The organism is Paenarthrobacter sp. CC6 (assembly GCF_040560085.1).
GTDB classification, from domain to species: Bacteria; Actinomycetota; Actinomycetes; order Actinomycetales; family Micrococcaceae; genus Arthrobacter; species Arthrobacter nicotinovorans.
Genome location: NZ_JARDAN010000042.1, coordinates 1 through 2087, shown reverse-complemented (window position 1 = coordinate 2087; position 2087 = coordinate 1). Strand labels below are relative to the sequence as shown.

The 2087-nt window shown below is 63.1% G+C and carries 1 protein-coding gene; it reads right to left on the bottom strand.

Annotated elements, in window-relative coordinates; all coding sequences use genetic code 11:
- Window positions 1-2087: pyruvate dehydrogenase (acetyl-transferring), homodimeric type (aceE, locus tag PV760_RS21385; RefSeq protein WP_354628654.1), on the bottom strand; the 2087-nt coding region annotated here is incomplete at both ends.

Below are 2087 nucleotides of genomic sequence, written 5' to 3'. Positions count from 1 at the left end.
TGGAGGGTTTTGGCGACGATGGAGTGGGTGTCGTTTTTGAAGTAGCGGCGTGCGGCTTGGCGGGTGTCGGAGAAGCCGAAGCCGTCTGCTCCGAGGGAGGCGAAGTCGTTGGGGATGAATTGTCGGATTTGGTCGGGGACGGCTTTCATGTAGTCGGAGACTGCGATGACTGGTCCGGTGTGGCCGTGGAGTTGTTCGGTGATGAAGGGTGTGCGGGTGGGTTGGCCGGGGTTGAGGAAGGCGTGTTCTTCGGCGTCGAGTCCGTCGCGTCGGAGTTCGTTCCAGGAGGTCACGGACCAGACGGTCGCGGCGACTCCCCAGTCGTCGTTGAGGATTTTTTGGGCTTCGAGGGCCCAGGGGACGGACACGCCGGAGGCGAGGATGTTCGCGGTGGGGCGGTTTCCGTTTCCGGTGGTGGCCTCGGGGGCGTCGGCGAGTTGGTAGATGCCTTTGAGGAGCCCGTTGGTGTCGAGGTTTTCGGGTTCGGCGGGTTGGGTGATGGGCTCGTTGTAGACGGTGAGGTAGTACATGACGTTTTTATCGTCACTGGCCTCGCCGTACATTTGTTCGAGGCCGTGGCGGATGATGTGGCCGATTTCGTAGCCGTAGGCGGGGTCGTAGGTGCGGACGGCGGGGTTGGTGGAGGCCAGGATGGGGGAGTGCCCGTCGGCGTGTTGGAGTCCTTCGCCGGTGAGGGTGGTTCGTCCTGCGGTCGCGCCGATGATGAAGCCGCGGGTCATTTGGTCCGCGGCGGCCCAGAAGGAATCTCCGGTGCGTTGGAAGCCGAACATGGAGTAGAACACGTAGATCGGGACCAGGGGTTCGCCGTGGGTGGCGTAGGCGGTGCCGGCGGCGGTGAATGCTGCGACGGCGCCGGCTTCGTTGATGCCGGGGTGGATCAGTTGGCCTGCGGGTGATTCTTTGTAGGCCAGGACGAGGTCGCGGTCCACGGAGAGGTAGTTCTGGCCTTTGGGGTTGTAGATTTTCGCGGTCGGGAAGAACGCGTCCATGCCGAAGGTGCGGGATTCGTCCGGGACGACGGGCACGAACCGGGCGCCGAAGTTTTTGTCGCGCATGAGGTCTTTGAGGAGCCGGACGAAGGCCATGGTGGTCGCGGCTTGTTGTTTGCCGGATCCGCGTTTGGCGACGTCGTAGGATTTGGCTTCGGGCAGGGTGACCGGGGTGTGGGTGCGGCGCCGTTCGGGCACGAACCCGCCGAGTTCGGCGCGGCGGTCCATGAGGTATTTGATTTCCGGGGCGTCCATGCCGGGGTGGTAGTACGGGGGCCGGTAAAGGTCGGCGTCGAGCTGGTCATCGCTGATCGGGATGCGCAGGTGGTCACGGAAGGCTTTGAGGTCTTCCATGGTCAGTTTCTTCATTTGGTGGGTCGCGTTGCGGCCCTCGAAGTGCGGGCCCAGGCCGTAGCCCTTGACCGTTTTGGCCAGGATCACGGTGGGTTTGCCCTTGAACTCGGTCGCTGCCTTGTACGCGGCGTAGACCTTGCGGTAGTCGTGACCGCCGCGTTTGAGGCCCCAGATCTGCTCATCGTCCAGGTCCGCGACCATGTCCTTGGTCTGCGGGGACTTGCCGAAGAAGTGCTCACGGACGAACCCGCCGGACTCGGCCTTGTAGGTCTGGTAGTCACCATCGGGGGTTTCGTTCATGATTTTCACCAACGCCCCGTCCTTGTCCGCTTCCAGGAGGGAGTCCCATTCCCGGCCCCAGACGACCTTGATCACGTTCCAGCCCGCACCGCGGAAGAACGCTTCGAGTTCCTGCATGATCTTGCCGTTGCCACGCACCGGCCCGTCCAGGCGCTGGAGGTTGCAGTTGATCACGAAGTTCAGGTTGTCCAGGTTCTCGTTCGCTGCCAGCTGCAGCAGACCACGGGACTCGGGCTCGTCCATTTCCCCGTCACCAAGGAACGCCCAGACCTGCTGGTCCGAGGTGTCCTTGATCCCGCGGTTCTGCAGGTACCGGTTGGACTGGGCCTGGTAAATCGCGTTCATTGGGCCGATACCCATCGACACGGTCGGGAATTCCCAGAAATCAGGCATCAACCGCGGGTGCGGGTACGAGGACAACGC